Source organism: Paenibacillus xylanilyticus, from assembly GCF_009664365.1.
Taxonomy (GTDB): Bacteria; Bacillota; Bacilli; order Paenibacillales; family Paenibacillaceae; genus Paenibacillus; species Paenibacillus xylanilyticus_A.
This window is the reverse complement of sequence record NZ_CP044310.1, coordinates 3,459,073-3,476,601: the sequence shown is the minus strand read 5'-3', so window position 1 is coordinate 3,476,601 and position 17,529 is coordinate 3,459,073. Positions and strand designations below refer to the sequence as shown.

14 protein-coding genes are annotated in these 17,529 nt (G+C 47.2%); 11 read left to right on the top strand and 3 right to left on the bottom strand.

The features are described 5' to 3' along the window. Positions 1 to 30 precede the first annotated feature (30 nt). The 6 genes from F4V51_RS15480 (at position 31) to F4V51_RS15455 (ending at position 7,768) form a co-directional block, all read left to right on the top strand. Complete coding sequence (locus tag F4V51_RS15480; protein WP_153978688.1) at positions 31 to 1,365, top strand: FAD-binding oxidoreductase; 1,335 nt, start codon at positions 31 to 33, stop codon at positions 1,363 to 1,365. Between the two features lie 96 nt (positions 1,366 to 1,461). Then, positions 1,462 to 3,144, top strand: a complete 1,683-nt coding sequence (locus F4V51_RS15475; RefSeq protein ID WP_153978687.1) for a CocE/NonD family hydrolase — start codon at positions 1,462 to 1,464, stop codon at positions 3,142 to 3,144. A 45-nt stretch (positions 3,145 to 3,189) separates the two neighbouring features. Next, a complete protein-coding gene (locus F4V51_RS15470; RefSeq protein ID WP_153978686.1) occupies positions 3,190 to 3,630 on the top strand; it encodes a cupin domain-containing protein in 441 nt (146 codons plus the stop codon). Further along, positions 3,627 to 4,946 carry an amidohydrolase family protein gene (locus F4V51_RS15465; RefSeq protein ID WP_153978685.1) on the top strand — a complete coding sequence of 440 codons (1,320 nt, stop codon included), beginning with the start codon at positions 3,627 to 3,629 and terminating at the stop codon, positions 4,944 to 4,946. Before F4V51_RS15470 ends, F4V51_RS15465 begins: the two co-directional genes overlap by 4 nt. Positions 4,947 to 5,012: 66 nt before the next feature. Continuing rightward, entirely contained in the window at positions 5,013 to 6,593 is a 1,581-nt protein-coding gene (gene ggt / locus F4V51_RS15460) for a gamma-glutamyltransferase (RefSeq protein ID WP_153980721.1), read from the top strand. Between the two features lie 512 nt (positions 6,594 to 7,105). Then, complete coding sequence (locus tag F4V51_RS15455) at positions 7,106 to 7,768, top strand: Type 1 glutamine amidotransferase-like domain-containing protein (protein ID WP_153978684.1); 663 nt, start codon at positions 7,106 to 7,108, stop codon at positions 7,766 to 7,768. Positions 7,769 to 8,096: 328 nt separating this feature from the next. Here the strand turns inward: F4V51_RS15455 and F4V51_RS15450 are convergent, their stop codons facing one another. Both F4V51_RS15450 and F4V51_RS15445 read right to left on the bottom strand, forming a co-directional pair. After that, positions 8,097 to 9,353 (bottom strand): sugar efflux transporter, encoded by a 1,257-nt coding sequence (locus F4V51_RS15450; protein ID WP_227779470.1) that lies wholly within the window; start codon positions 9,351 to 9,353, stop codon positions 8,097 to 8,099. A gap of 200 nt (positions 9,354 to 9,553) precedes the next feature. Then, entirely contained in the window at positions 9,554 to 11,092 is a 1,539-nt protein-coding gene (locus tag F4V51_RS15445; RefSeq protein ID WP_153978683.1) for a glycine betaine uptake BCCT transporter, read from the bottom strand. Positions 11,093 to 11,424: 332 nt separating this feature from the next. Here F4V51_RS15445 and F4V51_RS15440 point away from each other — a divergent pair, with 332 nt between their 5' ends. Both F4V51_RS15440 and F4V51_RS15435 read left to right on the top strand, forming a co-directional pair. Further along, positions 11,425 to 12,186 carry a pentapeptide repeat-containing protein gene (locus tag F4V51_RS15440; RefSeq protein WP_153978682.1) on the top strand — a complete coding sequence of 254 codons (762 nt, stop codon included), beginning with the start codon at positions 11,425 to 11,427 and terminating at the stop codon, positions 12,184 to 12,186. 172 nt (positions 12,187 to 12,358) lie between these two features. Continuing rightward, a complete protein-coding gene (locus F4V51_RS15435; RefSeq protein ID WP_153978681.1) occupies positions 12,359 to 13,756 on the top strand; it encodes a catalase in 1,398 nt (465 codons plus the stop codon). A gap of 144 nt (positions 13,757 to 13,900) precedes the next feature. Here F4V51_RS15435 and F4V51_RS15430 read toward each other — a convergent pair whose 3' ends face one another. Next, on the bottom strand, positions 13,901 to 14,158 hold the full coding sequence (locus F4V51_RS15430) for a GlsB/YeaQ/YmgE family stress response membrane protein (RefSeq protein ID WP_024630063.1): 258 nt from the start codon (positions 14,156 to 14,158) through the stop codon (positions 13,901 to 13,903). A 155-nt stretch (positions 14,159 to 14,313) separates the two neighbouring features. Here F4V51_RS15430 and F4V51_RS15425 point away from each other — a divergent pair, with 155 nt between their 5' ends. From F4V51_RS15425 to F4V51_RS15415, 3 genes are all read left to right on the top strand, one after another. After that, a complete protein-coding gene (locus F4V51_RS15425; protein WP_153978680.1) occupies positions 14,314 to 15,021 on the top strand; it encodes a response regulator transcription factor in 708 nt (235 codons plus the stop codon). 71 nt (positions 15,022 to 15,092) lie between these two features. Beyond that, positions 15,093 to 16,445: a sensor histidine kinase gene (locus tag F4V51_RS15420; RefSeq protein WP_236146563.1), complete on the top strand. Its 1,353-nt coding sequence runs from the start codon at positions 15,093 to 15,095 to the stop codon at positions 16,443 to 16,445. Between the two features lie 125 nt (positions 16,446 to 16,570). Next, complete coding sequence (locus F4V51_RS15415; protein WP_236146562.1) at positions 16,571 to 17,275, top strand: hypothetical protein; 705 nt, start codon at positions 16,571 to 16,573, stop codon at positions 17,273 to 17,275. Positions 17,276 to 17,529: the final 254 nt, after the last annotated feature.

Sequence of the window (17,529 nt, the reverse complement as noted above, 5' to 3'; positions counted from 1 at the left end):
TCAGTTTTACAAATACGGGAGGGGAACCGAATGAATGAACATTGGATAGCCGTATTGAAAGAACGCATGGATCCGGAATTGCTGCACTGGGAGGAGGCGGCGCTTGCCAAATATTCGATGGATTATCATCACTTCTCTCCTGTGCTGGCCAGTCAGCTGCAGGGTAAGGTCGCCGAGTGCATCGCCAGTCCGCGCACCGAGGAAGAACTTGACGATCTGCTCTCCATAGCAGCAGAGCTGGGAGTTCCGCTGACCATCAGGGGGAACGGCACCGGCAACTATGGTCAATGTGTTCCGGTCACAGGCGGAATCGTCCTGAATCTGGCCAAATACAACAAGGTGCTCGAAATGGGAGAAGGCACGATGCGGATCCAGGCCGGGGCCAGACTCGGCAAAATGGAATCCACTGCCCGCAAGGCAGGTTACGAGCTGCGTACGATGCCTTCCACCTTTCAATCCGCGACGATCGGCGGGTTTTTATGCGGCGGTTTTGGCGGCATCGGTTCGATCAGCTGGGGGACGATCTGGGATGGGCTGGTACGTTCGCTAAAAATCAAGACCGTTGAGGTTCATCCCCGTACCATTGAACTCCAGGGAGACGAAGTGCTGCCTTACCTGCATACTTACGGTACCATCGGCATTTTGTCCGAAGTGGAAATCAATCTGGCTCCCCGAGTGGAATGGATGCAGTGGGCCGTAACCTTTGACGGTTTTGAACAGGCTTTTCGCTTCGGGCAGTCGGTTGCTGAGGACACTTCCTTGGTGAAACGGCTAATCTCCATCCATGAATGGCCTGTACCATCCTATTTTCTTCCGCTTGATCTCCCCGCTGACCGTGCTGTCGCATTACTGGAAGTGGATACGGCCAACGAATCCCAGCTTGAACGTATCCTATCGGAGTATGGAGGTCACTTGGCTATGAAGGTTTCTGCCGAACAGTATCACAAAGGTGTTGGTGTCTCCGATTTCACATGGAATCATACGACTTTGTGGGCGCGCAAGGCAGACCCCGGCTTAACCTATCTACAGCTGAATTTTGATCCATCCTGTGCCCTTGAGCAAATCTCCTCTATGAAAAAGGAATATCCAGAAGTGATGAATCACATCGAGTTTGCTCGCCAAAACGGAAATTTGCTGATCTCTGGCCTGCCGCTGGTTCCGTTCACAACGGAGGAAAACCTGAACCGGCTAATGGAACGTTACGAGGAAAACCGGGTTAGAGTAAATAATCCGCACACTTGGGATTTGAAGGAGGGCGGGCGATCCTACGCGCATGATCGTTTATGGGAAATCAAACACCGCAACGACCCGAAGGGCATTTTGAATCAGGAGAAATTAAAGCGTTCGGCTGTTAGCGGTGTCTGATCAACGGATGATGGAAGAATGGCGCAACCTGCAGAAGTTAACGTGCCATGCGGATTTTAATAGTCAATCCGTATCTACAGCAAAGGAGCGAGTTGCATGAAATTTGGAAATGTGGTCATCCGGCGAAAGGTCCCTTGCACAATGCGCGACGGCATAACGTTGTATTCAGATATATACCTGCCGGACGAGACAGGAGAATATCCTGTACTGCTGATGCGCCAGCCCTACGGACGGTCGATTGCTTCTACCGTTACGCATGCCCACCCCGTCTGGTATGCAAGTAAGGGATATATCGTAGTAATTCAGGACGTCAGGGGGCGGGGAGAGTCGGAAGGCGAATTTAATCCGTTTGTTCAAGAAGCAGAGGACGGTTTTGATACCATCAAGTGGGCAGCCGGTCTGTCCGGCTCGACCGGAAAAATAGGCATGTACGGTTTCTCTTATCAAGGTCTAACACAATGGGCAGCAGCTTCCCTTCACCCCCCTGCGCTCCAGGCGATTGCACCGAGCATGTGTCCGGCAGACATGTATCATGGCTTATTTTATCCGCATGGCTCGTTCGCACTTGGCAACCATCTGCCGTGGGCTTTCCAGCTGGCTCGTGACACGGCACAAAGAGCGGGTGACTTCGAAACGGCAGAGCAATGCTCACGACTCATGCGCAGCCCCGATGAGATGCTTTGGAAAATGCCATTGAATGAAAGACATCCAATTCTGGAGCAATACTTTCCCGCATTTTATGATTGGATCGATCATCAAGCGTACGATGAGTACTGGGAGCAGATGAACTGGATCAACGATATCGTAAAGGAACCCGTGCCGGCGCTTCATATTGGGGGATGGTATGACGGTTTCCTCATGGGTACGTTACAATCGTTTGAAGCGCTGCAAGCTACGGCCACGCCGGATTGCTTTCATCGGCTCGTTGTCGGCCCGTGGGCTCACATTCCATGGGGGCGCAGAGCGGGCGGAATCGATCATGGTGAGCAGGCAGATGGTGGTCATCATCTGGAGCAGCTGCGCTGGTTTGATTATTGGCTGAAGGGCAAGGAAGACATGGAACTGTCTGGTGAACTGCCTATCCGATATTTTGACCAATTGAGTCATGAATGGCATACGGCGGAACAGCTGCCTTCTCTATTTGAGGATGGGGCCTCTCCGTCCGAATGGTTTTATCTGTCTGGGTCACAGACCCCGGCGAACGGTGCGGCAGGAGGGGGGAGACTGGAAAAGCATAAGGAAGATGTGGAGGAGGCTGTGCCGGATGTATTCGTGTACGACTCACGTCTGCCGATGCGTCTGGACTCCTACCTGCCGTCCGACCGAGCTGTCATTCAGGAACGGCAAGAGATTCTGGTATATACGGGAGGACCGCTTGCAGAGGATATCCCGATTTTTGGGTCCCCGGAGTTATCCGTTCAGTACCAAACATTGGGAGGTCCGACGGATCTGGTGGCCATCCTTACCACCGTATCCGAGCAAGGGACGGCCCGGCTGCTGAGTGTGGGTCGCACGGAAATCTGCAGTGAAGGAGCAGATGCTTCCAATGAATGGAGAACAGCACAGATCCGGCTGCGTCCCTTGGCGGCCACTCTTCCGGCTGGCTCGTATGTCCGGCTTGAGTTGACAGGCAGCGCCTTCCCGTTATTCGCCCGGCATCCGAACGGTGTTAGGGACGAGAAGAACAGCACGGGAACAGGTGGGTTGAAGATTGCCACCACGGCTGTTCGCAGTACAGAACAGGACATATCCTGTTTGAGGCTGCCGGTAAAAAGATAAAAAGCGATGCATAAACTAAAAAAATCAAAGTGAGGTTGAATGTATATGGTGAACATTCCAGGTCTGGTTGCTGGTAACTTTGAGAATTGTCCCGTCCACAAAATTTCCGCACAGGATACGAATAAGTTCATCCTGCTGTGCGACAGGGAGCAGGTTCCTTTCACTTCATTTGTGGAGATTTTCGAGGTTGGAGGCAGAACTCCATCCAATGAACACCGGGAGGCTTATGAATATTTTTATGTGTTAAAAGGGGAGGGGCTAGCCAAAGTTGGCAGCGAGTATGAGACTCCGATCCGCCAAGGCTCATTCATTATCATTCCACCGGGCAACCATCACGATATTATTAACACGGGCAGCACACGTCTGTATTGTCTGACGACCATGCTACCGGACGAAATGTTCTCGGATATGATCAAAGCGGGTCCATCCACCGAGCTTGACGAGGAGGATCTGGCCGTGCTTCAGGCGCTGGCTACCGCACAATGAGTGCAGGGCTGCGTTTCATTAATGTACGCCTTCCGCACCGGGAAGACCTCTGTCTATATGAACTAAAGGCGGAGGTTGGAAAATGGGTTAGTATCCGCCTTCAAGATCGTTTCCTTGATGCACGGGAAAGCGGTGCTTCCCGTCTGATGGTCCCGCATCAGGCCGGTTCGGATCTGAAACGGCTCTCAGACGCGGATTGCATCGATCTGCAGGGCGGCATGATGCTGCCTGGCCTGGTTGACTGTCATATGCATCTGGATAAGGCCTTCTCGCTCTCGCAGGTATCGAACCGATCCGGCACACTTCATGAAGCCATTCTTAATTACAGCCAGGCTGTACAGACATTCAGCAAGGAGCAGCTAGCGGAACGCATGCTGACTGCCGCCAGAATGGCACTAAGCTACGGGACCACGACCATAAGGAGCCACCTTGACTTCCCTGTTCATTTGGGGAGAGAGGTGGCCTTTCGGACGATCGAGGCAGCCTTGGAAGTACGGGAGAAGTTGAAGGGCCGTATGGCTATCCAATATGCGCTAATGGTTCCGTTCCGCGGCAATCATGAAGCTGCGGATGAGGCCATCGAGGAAGCACTGCGGATGGGAATTGATGTACTGGGGGGAGCCCCTCATCTGGCAGATGACTCTGAAAGAGAGATTGGCAGAATTTTTCGGTTAGCGGAACGTTTCGGCGTACCCATTGATCTGCATGCAGATGAAAGTGATCATCCCGAAAAAAAAACCGTGCTTAGCATTGCAGAGCATACGATTCGCTACGGTTATCAGGGCAGAGTGACGGCAGATCATCTGTGCTCGTTGTCTGCAATGACGGAAAAAGATGCACAGCATGTGATGGCGAAGATGAAGGAAGCCGGTCTGAACGCGGTAACGCTCCCTGCGGTGAACCTGTATCTTCAGGGACGGGAAGATCGCGGCCTGGTAAGACGGGGCACAACACGCATTCGCGAGCTGCTTGCAGAAGGCATTCCGCTTGCTGCGGCCTCCGACAATATTCAAGACCCGTTCCATCCGTTCGGCCGCGGGGATCTGATACAGATCGCCCAAATCACATCATATGCTGCCCACATGGGCAGTGAACGGGATTTAGTACAGCTGCTGCGGATGATCACGGATATACCAGCTGAAATCACAGGCCGCGACGAGTATGGAATAGAAGAAGGGCATGACTGCAACTTTGTTGTCACGGATGCTTCGGATGTCACGCAGCTGCTATCAGGTACAAAAATGAGTCGCTGGGTGTATGCCTCCGGCAGATGGCAGTCTGCTTTGCATACAGCTCAGTCATTCGCGTCTGAATGAGTAACACGATTAGCAACAAACAGGAATGACCCTCAGTTGAACATAGAAGAGAAAGAAGGTGGCAAGATGGTTCCTCAAGTCACAGGCACACAGACGATGGTAGTCAGTCCTCATTCTTTGGCCAGCGCGGCAGGATCACGTATTTTACAGCAGGGAGGTAACGCTTTTGATGCTGCCGTGGCAGTGAGCGCCTGTCTTGCCGTCGTATACCCCCATATGACGGGACTGGGAGGCGATTCTTTCTGGTTAACCTATAGCAGCGAAGAGAGAAGAGTCAGGGCATATAACGCGAGTGGACGTTCGGGCAGCGGGATTACCGCCAGCTGCTTTGCCGGCGAGTCAGCCATCCCGCAGCGGGGACCCCGAAGCGTCATTACCGTGCCGGGGATGGTGGACGGCTGGGATGCCATATTACAGGAATATGGCTCGAAGACGCTGGCAGAAGTGCTTGAGCCCGCGATCCGCTATGCGCTGGAAGGCTTCCCGCTGTCGCCGGACCAGCATGTCAATACGGCTGAGCGTTTCGATGTGCTGGCATCTTATCCACAGACTGCCGCCATCTATCTGCCTGGAGGCAAGGTCCCGGAGCAAGGCAGCCGCTTTGTGCAGTCTGCTTTGGGAAGCAGCCTGCTCCAGATTGCGGATCAGGGTCGGGACGTATTTTATTCAGGCAGTGTTGGTCAGGAGATTGTTCGCTCACTTAAGGAGCAGGGCGGTCTGCTGACAATGGAGGACTTTGCGAGACACAGAGGTGAATGGGTGGAGCCGATCAAAGGGAGTTACCGAGGGCTTGATCTTTATCAGGTCCCGCCAAATTCACAGGGCTTTACCGGTATAATGGCGCTTCAAATTCTAGAACAGTTTGATTTGGAGAGTATTGAGCATGGTTCCTATGAATACTATCACCTGCTCGTGGAGGCGCTGAAGCTGAGCTTCCGTGACCGCGATCGTTATTTGACAGACCCACAATTTTCCTCCATTCCTCTGGACCGGCTGCTATCCAAATCTTATGCTGCGAAGCTGGCAGCCTGCATCGATATGGAGCGAGCTCTGCCGATGGATACCCAGCCGGTAGGCCATGATACGGCATATGCTGCGGTAGTAGACAGTGAGGGCAATGCCGTGTCATTTATCCAAAGTCTCTATTTTGAGTTCGGCTCGGCTGTGGTTGGGGGAGACACCGGTATATTGCTGCAGAACCGAGGCTCGTTCTTCTCGCTAGATCCGTCGCATGTGAACAGGCTGGAACCGGACAAAAGAACCTTTCATACGCTGATGCCGGCGATGGCTTGTCGCGATGGGAAGCCGTATATTTTGTACGGTACCCAGGGAGGAGAAGGTCAACCGCAGACACAGACCGCGCTGCTGACCCGCATGGTGGATTATGGCATGACTCCCCAGACCGCTGTACGTGAACCCCGCTGGGTGTGGGGAAGAACATGGGGAGAGGCGACGCAAGAATTGAGAGTGGAGGGACGGATCGCGGCAGAAGTGCAGCAGCGTTTACAGCTGGCCGGACACGCGGTACACACAGTTGAAGATTTTGCTAGAGTCATGGGACATGCGCATGCCATTATGATCGATGACAATGGTTTCCTGCTCGGGGGCACAGACCCCCGCTGCGATGGTGCGGCTATCGGGTGGTGAACTAAAACTCGATGTAGTCGTCAGAACAAAGTGTCCCTTTCTTTTAGAGCTTGATCACCACCATCAGCATTAATCAGCAAACCTTTGACCAACCTTCCAGATCGTTTTTAAAAAGTGTAGAGAAAGTATCCTATACAGCTAACGAGATTAAAAAAGCTGCTGAGATTGGTATCATTGAAGGTAAGGAAATCGGGGGGGTGGTCCTAAAGGTAAGTCTACTCGGACAGAAGCTCTTCAGATCATCCTCAACACGCTAAATTTGCATTCAGAGATTAAAGAACTGCAAGAATCCTTATAAAAAAGAAATGAAGTAAGGCTTGGGTGAAAACTGCCCAAGTCTTTTACTATTTACAGTTGATTTTACACTGGTAAGTAAAATATCTCCCATTTGTTTGCTAATTCATAATTTCACGAGGAAAATTTATGTTCCAAGTTATGGTAATATAGAGTTGGGTTTATGAAAAATATTTTTTGTGAATGAATGCTAATAGTACATATGGAGGTATTTAAGTTTGAAGACTCACTATTATTTCAGTTGGTTTAATAATTTTTTTCCAGAGAAGCTGGTTAAATGGTTGCATGAGGATCTAACAGACAGAAAATCGCTTGTTATGATTAGCGCGTCTGGTAATAAAGAAGATCAAGGCAACATTGACAATGTTTATGAAAGGACCTGGTTTAATCAGGCTAATATTATTTTTGATGAATATCATTTGATTGATTACCGCATGCAGAAGGATGATGCCCATCGACTTATTCAAGAAGCTTCTGTCATTTTTTTATGCGGTGGAGATCCTGTTTTTCAGAAGGATTTCTTGGTGGAGTATGAATTATCAGATGTTATTAAGAACAGCAATGCCGTTATAATGGGTGCCAGTGCAGGTGCGTTAAACATGGCTGCAAGATGGTTAAGCTTGATAGAGTCTGACCATGAAGTTGAAATAAGCACTGTATATGATGGTATTGGTTTTAATCATTTTGCCTATGAGTCTCATTCTAAACGCAACTACGCCAAGTTTGTTGAAGGTTACTTGTTCCCCTTGTCTGAAAACATTGATGTTTATGCCGCAGAACAGGAGAGCGCTATACGTGTAAAGAACGGCAAAATAGAAACATTGGGTCCTATATATTTGATTTCCCACTCCAAGATTCAGAAGTTGGCTGAGACGCTCTAATTTAGGTGAGTGACTCTAGCTTTAACAGAATGAATACCTAATGGTGCATAAAATCAAGGCTTACAGCGAATCATCACAGATTCTCCATATCCCAGGACTTATTGTTGGGCAGAACTGATTAACTTTAAAACCGCCTTTAATGGCGGTCTTTCTATGTTAGGGGAACACCAGCTGGTTACTCTAATAAACTAACAGTAAACGATTACTTAATAGCTGAACAAAAGCAGCTAATCAAAGTGATCAGCTGCTTTTGCCGTTTAGAATAAGATGCTATGACCCACACGTAGAAAATCCCAAATATCTATATTATCCCGTTGAATCGGCGTAGTTAGGTTGAAATTTGCGGTTCATCTGCAGGCTGTCGTCCACTTACCGTAAGCATAATCACAGCAGCGATGATAAGGATAAAGCAGAAGATAAATGAGTATCGGTAACCCACAATGCTGGCTACTCCGCCACCAACAAGACTGCCAAGCAGTCTGCCTATTGTGGATGAATTGGAATATAGCGTGGAAGCATATCCTGGCATTCTGGGCAGCAGGTCCTGTATGTAGCTAATACCAATCGCAGAAATGACGGCGACAAAAACAGCGAGCAAAATTTGTGCTGCAAGCATTTGCCACATCGCGTTTGAAATGAGAATAACGAAATAATAAGCTCCTCCGAAAATAGCTCCACATAACACCAAGATTCGATTACTATATTTTGCACTAAGTAGACCGAGTACAATCATAAAAGGAATTTCCAGCGCAGCACATATACTGCTGACTAAACCGACATCGCTTGTCGTTCCCCCGAGATTGTTTGTAATAAAGAGAGCCGTGTTTATGCTGCTCATCCAATGAGCGGTATACATGAGTATCAGAATTAGAAAAGGAATTAAAATATCTCGGTTTTGAGCCAGCCGGAAACTTTTTATTTTCACTTCAGCATGATTGCTCTGTATTTCTGTGTTTGTTTTGAGAAACAGGAAAACAAGCAGAGCAACAAGTAGGAAAGCACCGATCGTACCTAAAAAGATCCCCTTAAATCCAACAGCAGCGAGCAATAATGTTCCGATTAAAGGACCTGTAATAAAGCCGAGTGAGAAAGCAGAACGTAAGGTAGAATTAGCAAACGCACGCTCCGTAAAATGACTCTTGATCACTGCTTCTCTGGAAATTGCAAACAACTGGGGCATCCCTGGTGCACCAAGGGCAGTAAACACAGTCATGTAAATGAACAAAATCGGAAAATCCTGAATGAACAAGTATCCACTAAAGGCCAGGGCATTAGAGAGAGTAGAGAAAAGATAAACGCTCTTTCGATTTAAGCCGAGGTCGGAACGTCTCCCGATTAGCGTGCTGATCCATATTCCTGCAATTAGTGTAACGGCTAGATAAAGACCAAACATGCCAATAGATACGCCAAGCCTTTCCGTGAAGTAAATAGATAAAAAGGGGGTGCTGAGCGAAATGCCCATTCCCTGCAATGCCATACAGATAAAGAGTAAAGCATACGAAGGAATGGAAAATAGACTAACGAATCGATTGATCATAGTGTGAAAGTACTCCTCAAAATTTGTTGTTATGTAATCACCATACATGACCTTGCTTTATCTCGTCTAATTGTATTTTACTGGAAAATGGTTTACACCCATTTGGAGAAATTAATAAACAGTCATATTAAGGTTAATGGAGCGAATATATTTGTTGAAAAAATACGTTAAAGTCTCATAAAAAGGCACCCGCCTAAAAGCAGGTGCCTTCTCTATAGAGATCAAGTATACATTAGCTCTAGGAAACTTCATTTTGCGAGTTCCTGTTCCTCCAGTAATCGTTTCAGTTTTTGGCGCTGTCGTTTTTCCTTCTGACGGCGTTCTCTGTCCTCAGCCTGCAAAGCTTTAAGCAGGGAGACACACATGCCGATAAGGACAACAGCGAACGGCAGGGCGGCCACAATGGAGGCCGTCTGGAGGCCATTCAATCCCCCGCTGATCAGCAGGACTACCGCGATGGCGGACTGCAAGATTCCCCAGGTTAATTTTACTCTTGTACTCGGGTCCAACTTGCCATCTGACGTCAGCATGCCCAGGACAAAGGTAGCCGAATCGGCCGACGTAATAAAGAAGATCATGATCAGAAGAGTAGCAACGAAGGCAGTAATCGTGCCTAGAGGCAGCTGCTCCAGCATAAGGAATAGAGCGGTCGTTGTGTCTTCTTTGACGGCTTCTGCCAGATGAGCGGCATTGAACAATTCCAACTGAAGTCCTGTTCCCCCAAAGACGGAGAACCAGATAAATCCGAATAGGCTTGGAATAACCATGACGTAAATTACAAATTCCTTAATGGTTCTTCCTTTGGATACCCTTGCGATAAACGTGCCAACAAAAGGAGCCCACGAGATCCACCATGCCCAGTAAAATAGCGTCCAGGTTCCAATCCAGGTTTCTCTGGAGAACGGTGTCAGTCTTAAACTCATGTTAATAATATTCTGCAGGTAACTGCCCAAGGTGGTCGTGAATGTGTCAAATATAAAAGAAGTCGGCCCAGTCACCAGAACAAACAGCATTAATAGCAAAGCTATAACGAGGTTGGTGTTGCTCAACATCTTAATACCTTTATCCAGACCGGAAGTAGCCGAGATTAAAAACAATACCGTTACAATGGCGATGATGACAACCTGGGACAGCGTTGAGTTGGGAATGCTGAATAAGTAATTCAGCCCCCCACCGATCTGAAGTGCACCCAAACCAAGCGAGGTCGCAACACCGAAAATGGTGGAAATGACGGCCAGAATATCAATGATCTTGCCAAGCCAGCCTGCAGCTAGACGTTCACCGATCAAAGGAATAAAGGTAGAACTAATCAGCCCCTTGTAACCTTTCCGAAACTGGAAATAAGCGAGCGCTAAACCGATGACGGTATAGATAGCCCAGGGATGTAGCCCCCAGTGGAAAAAGGAATAACGCATTGAAAGTCTGGCGGCTTGTGTTGTTTCGGGTACCGCTCCTTCCGGTGCGGATAAATAGTGGGATAGCGGTTCAGCAACTCCCCAGAAAACCAGCCCAATGCCCATACCAGCGCTAAACAGCATGGACAGCCAGGAAACCGTAGAATATTCCGGTTCATCATCGTCATCCCCCAGCCTGATATTGCCAAATCGGCTGAATGCCAGATAGAAAGCGAAAATTAGGAAGAACAGTGTTGCTAGCAAATAAAACCAGCCAAAATTCTGAATAGAGAAGTTGTAGGCTACGTTAGCCGCATCAGCCAGCTGATCAGGAGCGACGGCTCCCCATATCGCAAATAGTGCTACGATGATAATTGTGATTGTAAATACCATGAAGAGACCCCCGTTATGTAAGCTTCATCCAACTTTTCCTTAGTATGTACTAGTCCAGCAAGTAATATTTCGGAAAGCCAGCTGTTGATAAAATAAAACAAACCGCCTTGTGTTGAAACACCCTTCGGTTTGTTTTGATCCTGCCAGAATAATATATTATCTATAATTGCCTGTTAAACTGAGATGGTGGAATTAGAATATTGGGTTTTAGTTACATAGATATATCTTGAAAAATCTAAGAGGGAATCATCACTTTTAGAAGCAGCATTTGAAAGTATAGTGTATTTTTAATGATAAGAGATTCTGAAGGGAAAAATGTAAGGGTGCGAAGGATGAGAAGACTCGAGTCTGGTATGTCCATAGATAACGAATTATTTTCTGATATTGTCAGGTATGAGCACGTAAAGATAAGCGGAACGACTATAAAAAACTCGAATGTTGGTTCACCTATTTTTTGGAACTGTAATTTGAATCAACTTGTGTTTGATACCTGCGATCTTAACAATGCGAGATTTTTTGCGGATACTATGATTGATCATTGTACATTTATTCGTTCCGACTTGCGCTCAGTTGGCATTGCCAAGGGCGAAGCTGTTTTCACCAATTGTGAGTTTTCCTCCTGCGATATGAGAGGCATGACATTGGAGAATGCAACCTTCATCGACTGTACTTTTGTTAAGTGCAGATTCAATGACCGGATTTTACAAGCGGCGAATATCGTTAATTGTTCCTTTACCGGCAAGCTGATTGATATTACGTTTGAGGGAAATGGCAAACAAAAGCTAATCGCCAATTTTGAAAACTGCATCCTTGAAGGTGTTCGTTTCGTGAACTGTGACCTGACGCAATGTATTCCGCCAAAATCCAAAAATCATCTGTATGTTGAACAGGTGTCCTCACGTGTGAAAAATGCGATGACGAAGATTGAAAATGACCCTAATCTATCTGACGATGAACGGAAAATATTGGTACGCAGTCTGCGCAATCTTGAGCATATGAATCAATATATTTTTAACACAGTACATATGAAGAAAATATATGGTGATGTTTTTGTTGAACGATTTTTCAGTAGTCTGGACGTTCAGCGAGAATAATCCTGTCACAGGTCTGTTATTAAAAAAACGCATCGAAGTTTCAAACCAAGGATTGTCCCAGTAGATGTTCGTTGTAGGTTCTAGATACAGCTTCCGAATATGACATGCTGTCATATTGAGTACCTAGCCATGCATATATATCCCCGAGAATGTAGGTATAGGGGGCGGACCAATGGACGTTAACAATGCTAATAATCAGGGAAACAGTCGAAGCAGGAAGGGAGGCAATGTGCAATCCGAGTGGCATGCCAAGCAGTCGCCAGAACACCATTCACAGACAGTAGGGGAACGGGGGCCGATTCTGGAGCAGGACAGTCTGCTGCATGAAACACTCGAAACCTTTGTCCACGAAAAAATTTTAGAGCGCCCGGTCCACGTAAAGGGATTCGGAGCATTGGGGTATTTTGAAACCCTACACTCGATGGCCGATTATACGAACCTGTGCTTCTTGCAAAAGCCAGGGCAACAGGTTGCCGTTACCGTTCGTTTCTCACTTGCGGTCAGCAACAAAGGAACACCCGATACATCCCGCAACGTGCGTGGATTTTCGACGAAATTTTATACCGAGCAAGGCGTTTTCGACCTGCTCTGTAATCATATCCCCGTGTTTCTCGTACGAGACCCGATCCGGTTTCCTGAGTCAATTCATGCTTTCCTGCCATCACCCGTTAACAATCTCATTGATCCGAATCGATTCTGGGGGTTCATTGCTAGAGCACCAGAGGCAACCCATTTCGTTGTACGACTGTACTCGGACGAAGGGACGATCAAGAGCCTCCGCCATACGCCAGGACACAGTGTTAACACCTATGTATGGAAAAATGCAAAGAACGAACGCTTCTACGTCAAATATCGCTGGATTCCATTAGCTGGAGAGCAATATATCGATGCGGAAGAAGCGGCTCGATTGGCTAGCGAGAACCCCGATTATTCGGGTAAAGATTTATATGACACGATTGCACAAGGTACACCCGTCCAGTATGGGCTGTATGTGCAGTTGATGAACCCACAGGATGAGGCAATGCTGCCGTTCGATCCGTTGGATGACACGAAAGTCTGGGATGTGCGTCAATTCCCGCTTCTGCCCGTTGGCCGACTCGTCTTGGATAAGAACCCTACGAATTATAAGGAGCAGATCGAGAAGCTGGCATTCTCCCCGTCCAACCTTCTGGATGGTGCTGAGCTGTCCGATGATAAAATGCTGCAAGGCCGCAGTAATATTTATTGGGATTCACAGCGCCATCGCCTTGGATCGGAGTTTCGCAAAATTCCGATTAACCATCAAGCCAACTGGTCACCGACGGATCAGGTAACGAGCGGAGAAGGGCGTTATGTAGCTGGCCGGCTCGTTCGATCCGATATTCCGAAGACTGATAATTTCACCCAAGCGGGACAATTCTACCAGTCTCTAACAGGAGTTCAACAGGATCATCTTGTTCAGAACCTCGCTCATGATTTATCGGCAGTTTCTCATGAGATACAGACGATTGTGTTAGGCTATTTATTCGAGGCCGATGCAACATTAGCCGAAAGTGTAGCACACCAGATCGCTGCGCTGAAGAAGGGATAGTTCAGTACAAAAAAGGACCGTAAGTGTTCATCTTGCATCGATGAATGCTTTCGGTCCTTTTGTGTTTATCCTTTACCTACCATGCCGTGGCAGCATCTTAATACAATTCTAATAAACGACGGTATCGGTTTCCGCTTCACTTCGTTAACGTCTTCGGAAGGCTCCGCCGCGTGCCAGAGCGAAGAAGATGAGCAGGGCAATAATCGAGCCAACGATGGCCGGAATAATATGAAATCCGCCAATCACTGGACCCCTTGGTCCCAGCAATTCTGTTCCTAACCAGGAACCGATAAAACCCGCAATGATATTCCCAAGTACACCGCCCGGTACGTCACGCCCAATCAAGTTGCCGCTTAACCAGCCAATAAGTCCACCAACAATGAGTACCCAGAGCAGATCCATTGAGTTGTTCTCCTTTCTTCGGGTTTATTACAAGTTATGTTGGGCTCAGTGGAATATACCTCATCTTCCAGTTGGTGGAGGAACCTAAAGTGTCTGTGCTAAGATTGGGTTAAATATAATTGAAGCTGGAGAATAAGGCTACATAGGGGTGTACAATGAAGAAAATCCTAGTCATTGATGATGAAATTGCAATTCGAGATTTAATTGAGCTGGTGCTAAGGCGAGAAAACTACGATGTGCAGACCGCAGAGGATGGCAAAACTGGCCTGCATTTGCTCGAATCTTTTCAACCCGATTTAGTGGTGCTTGACTTGATGCTGCCTGACTGCTCCGGATATGACCTATGCAAGGAAATCACCGGCAAACGCGCCGTTCCAGTGATCATGCTCTCTGCCAAAAATGAGGTTATCGACAAGGTGCTCGGACTTGAGCTGGGGGCGGAGGATTACATGACCAAACCCTTTGACAATCGTGAATTGCTCGCTCGGATCAAGGTGATTCTGAGAAGAAACGAGAGCAAGGAGGAATCCAGTGAAGGTACTGAGGTGAAATCTACACGCATCATTCATGAAGAGCTTACATTTGATCTGGAAAGCCGAAGGGTGCTGAAGAACAGTGTGCCCGTGTCTTTAACAGCCAAAGAGTTTAAAATTCTGGAAACGTTACTCAGAAGGCCGGACAAAATCTTTACCCGGGATGAGCTGCTGCAGATCGGATGGGGATATGACTTCATGGGAGACAGTCGCAGTGTGGATATGACCATCATGCGATTGCGGAAGAAGCTGGAGGATAACGCGGACGAACCGAAGTATGTCAGGACGATCTATGGATTCGGCTATCAACTTGGAGGTGGCGAGGCCTGAAGTATGCAACCCGGTTACTGCTGAATTTTTTATTTTTCTCCGTACTGTCCTTTGGCATCATCATTTTTGCGGTGAATAAAGCCATTGATTATTACAGCTTCATTACCATTGAAAAACAGATGATGGAGAAGGCGGATCTGTCCGAGTTGTCCTTCCGTGAGGTGTTGGCACAGCATAGATCATCTACAGGAGAGCCACAGACTCAGGAAATCGTCAGACTTGCTCTGGAGAAGCTGAAAGCATCAGGCAAAGAAGTGCGTATCTACGACAGCTCCAAGCAATTGCTGGGCTTGGCTGTGGATGGCATCATCATTAATGATGGCAAACCGCTTATTTTTGACAAAAATATTGAGAAAGCCCTGAGCGGCAGTTATGCCTACACAGTAACGGAAGATCACCTGCTTTATTTTGCAACTCCCATTCAGAATCAATTTTACGAAAATGCTTATGTGTATGAGTTCGTGGACGACATTTCGTACTTTTATGCGATTATGGACCAAATCCGTTATATCCTGTTTGTGGGTGCAGGCGGATTCATTGTGCTAATTACGTTAGCCAGTCTGTGGATTGCCCGCAACACAACCAAGCCGATTAAGGTGCTGCTTGGCGCAGTGCAAAGTTTCTCGAGACAAGAGTTTCGGAGAGTTCATCTTAACCGGAAGGATGAGATGGGCATGCTGGCAGATGGGCTGGATTCCATGGGGCGTCAGCTGCATGATTACATTCAGTACCAGAAACAATTTGTCTCCAACGTATCTCACGAGTTAAAAACACCCTTGGCAGCCATTCGTGGTTTCTCTCAATACTTGGTTGAAGGGGAGAATGAGAACAAGGAACTGCAAAAAATCTACGGTCACCTGCTGCAGGAGTCGGATCGACTTACACGCTTGATTAATGAACTGTTGCTGTTATCCCGCTTCGACAAGGCTGGTTCTAACGAACTGGAAGCCGAGAAAACGGAAATGAACGAACTGATTCAGCAAGTCGCAATGAATATGGAAGCGAAGGCCCAGGATAAAGGGATCAAGATTATGGTTAGTAAAGCACAGGAAAAACCGGATGATGAGGATACAACAAGAGTTTACGCCAACATCAATCCAATGTTAATGTCCCATGCGATTGCCAACCTTGTGGACAACGCTATCAAATACTCAGGCAATCACTCACAGATTAATGTAGAGATGGAACATACGCCAAACGAGGTCGTTATTCGGATACGTGATCAAGGTATCGGGATCGCGAGCGATGAACTGGAGAGAGTGCAGGAACGCTTTTACCGAGCAAAAAATGCAAGTACAGCGAACGGTTCAGGTCTTGGACTTTCGATTTGCAAGGAGATTGTAGAGCGCTTTAATGGATATATCGACATGGAAAGTCAGATCGGGGAAGGAACGACTGTTACGATTGTTCTGCCTCGTGTGTAGACCGCATTCTAAACCCAAGCCTAATTAGGTAACGTTACAAGATTGGTACATTTCTGTTATGAGACTAACAAATGCTTTTTTTATAATCACTTCATAAGAACAAATCACACATTTATGGAGGGATCATGATGAAGTTAACCAAGAAAGCAGCAGGTTTTATCGTACTAGGTGCTTTACTAACGGGGGCATTAACGGGCTGTCAGTCCAGTGATGCTACATCTCCAGCTACCGGACAGAACACAGCAAATGAACAAAGCAAAGGTGAAGAAGCATCGAATTCCACAGCACCACCTTCTGAAAATTCCGAAGAACAGAGTGGTGAAGCGATTAAGGAAGGTTCGATGGAGAAGGAAGGCAATGTGGTGCTGAAGGAGCTTGCTTTTGTCTATAATGAGCACACCATCGCGATTTCGGACACAGCGAATGAAGAACAGATGGAACAGATGCTCGGCAAACCGGATAATCTGAAATCCCATACGTACACTGCCGACGATGGAACCAACATGGATACGTTAATCGGTTTTACAGAAAAGGTATATACGTATCCTGGTCTGGAAATTAAAACAATCAGTATACCGGAGGGGAAACAAGACTCCATCTTTCATATCGAGATAACAGATCCTAAGTATGCAACAGTACGAAACATTAAAGCAGGAGACAGCCTGGATACACTCAAAAACGCCTACCCTGAGGGGAAACTGCTAGGTGATGGAGCTCCAGATGAAGAGGATGACTTCCGTTACGAGCCGTCCAATTATGTGGATGTGATGTCGTTTCATATCAAGGATGCCAAGGTGGAGAGCATTCAGATCTACAGTCTTCTGGACTGATATTTAGTGATCGACATTGGTAAGCCATTCATACGATTCACCTTTAATACCTGCCCGGGAGGGGGCAGGTATTTTTTCGTTTGTAATCTTGTTTTTAGAATGATTAAAGGCAGTTAGTAAAAATTCAAATGGATTATTGGTATAACTTTGTATTAGTTGTTGAAACATAAGTTATGACCAAATTTATGAAAATGCAGTGACGAGATATAAATCGATAATCGGGGATTGCACGTAAAATGCTATTAGCTTAGAGG

Bases quoted from the DNA above. Each gene is read 5' to 3' on its own strand.
- F4V51_RS15480 (WP_153978688.1), top strand. From the start codon at position 31: ATGAATGAACATTGGATAGCCGTATTGAAAGAACGCATGGATCCGGAA.
- F4V51_RS15475 (WP_153978687.1), top strand. From the start codon at position 1,462: ATGAAATTTGGAAATGTGGTCATCCGGCGAAAGGTCCCTTGCACAATG.
- F4V51_RS15470 (WP_153978686.1), top strand. From the start codon at position 3,190: ATGGTGAACATTCCAGGTCTGGTTGCTGGTAACTTTGAGAATTGTCCC.
- F4V51_RS15465 (WP_153978685.1), top strand. From the start codon at position 3,627: ATGAGTGCAGGGCTGCGTTTCATTAATGTACGCCTTCCGCACCGGGAA.
- ggt (WP_153980721.1), top strand. From the start codon at position 5,013: ATGGTTCCTCAAGTCACAGGCACACAGACGATGGTAGTCAGTCCTCAT.
- F4V51_RS15450 (WP_227779470.1), bottom strand. From the start codon at position 9,353: ATGTATGGTGATTACATAACAACAAATTTTGAGGAGTACTTTCACACT.
- F4V51_RS15445 (WP_153978683.1), bottom strand. From the start codon at position 11,092: ATGGTATTTACAATCACAATTATCATCGTAGCACTATTTGCGATATGG.
- F4V51_RS15440 (WP_153978682.1), top strand. From the start codon at position 11,425: ATGAGAAGACTCGAGTCTGGTATGTCCATAGATAACGAATTATTTTCT.
- F4V51_RS15435 (WP_153978681.1), top strand. From the start codon at position 12,359: ATGGACGTTAACAATGCTAATAATCAGGGAAACAGTCGAAGCAGGAAG.
- F4V51_RS15430 (WP_024630063.1), bottom strand. From the start codon at position 14,158: ATGGATCTGCTCTGGGTACTCATTGTTGGTGGACTTATTGGCTGGTTA.
- F4V51_RS15425 (WP_153978680.1), top strand. From the start codon at position 14,314: ATGAAGAAAATCCTAGTCATTGATGATGAAATTGCAATTCGAGATTTA.
- F4V51_RS15415 (WP_236146562.1), top strand. From the start codon at position 16,571: ATGATGAAGTTAACCAAGAAAGCAGCAGGTTTTATCGTACTAGGTGCT.